Source organism: Mesobacillus campisalis (assembly GCF_000986785.1).
Classification (GTDB): Bacteria; Bacillota; Bacilli; order Bacillales; family Cytobacillaceae; genus Mesobacillus_B; species Mesobacillus_B campisalis.
The window spans coordinates 1-699 of record NZ_LAYY01000058.1 but is presented as its reverse complement, the minus strand read 5'-3'; the positions used below and the strand labels follow the sequence as shown (position 1 = coordinate 699).

Genomic DNA, 699 nt, shown 5'->3' with positions numbered 1-699 from the left:
CAGGAGGGAACGAAGTTTCAACTACAGGGTTTTTACCTTCTCTGACGGGCCTTTCCAGACCTCTTCATCTACCCCGTTCCTTTGTAACTCCACATAGAGTGTCCTACAACCCCAGAAGGCAAGCCTTCTGGTTTGGGCTAATCCCGTTTCGCTCGCCGCTACTCAGGGAATCGCGTTTGCTTTCTCTTCCTCCGGGTACTTAGATGTTTCAGTTCCCCGGGTCTGCCTTCAATACCCTATGGATTCAGGTAAAGATACTGCTCCATTACGAACAGTGGGTTTCCCCATTCGGAAATCTCCGGATCAAAGCTTACTTACAGCTCCCCGAAGCATATCGGTGTTAGTCCCGTCCTTCATCGGCTCCTAGTGCCAAGGCATCCACCGTGCGCCCTTTCTAACTTAACCTTGCGGCAAATACTTGCCAGGTTTCTCTTTTTTCAATCAAAAGAGAGAAAAACTAAAATGGCGATACTCGGTTTTATTGCAATTGCCTTCTTACATACGATTATCCAGTTTTCAAGGAACAAAAAAGTTCTGAGAGAATCGCTCCCTCAAAACTAAACAAACAAGCTCATCAACATTACGAACCGAAGGTTCGCATTCCGAATGTCCTAAAAGACATTATCCTTAGAAAGGAGGTGATCCAGCCGCACCTTCCGATACGGCTACCTTGTTACGACTTCACCCCAATCATCTGTC

2 rRNA genes are annotated in these 699 nt (G+C 46.8%); both read right to left on the bottom strand.

Going from position 1 to position 699, the window contains the following annotated elements:
* Positions 1-405: ribosomal RNA gene (locus WQ57_RS22255) — 23S ribosomal RNA — on the bottom strand; the annotation flags it as partial.
* A 226-nt stretch (positions 406-631) separates the two neighbouring features.
* Positions 632-699 (bottom strand): 16S ribosomal RNA (locus WQ57_RS22250); the annotation flags it as partial.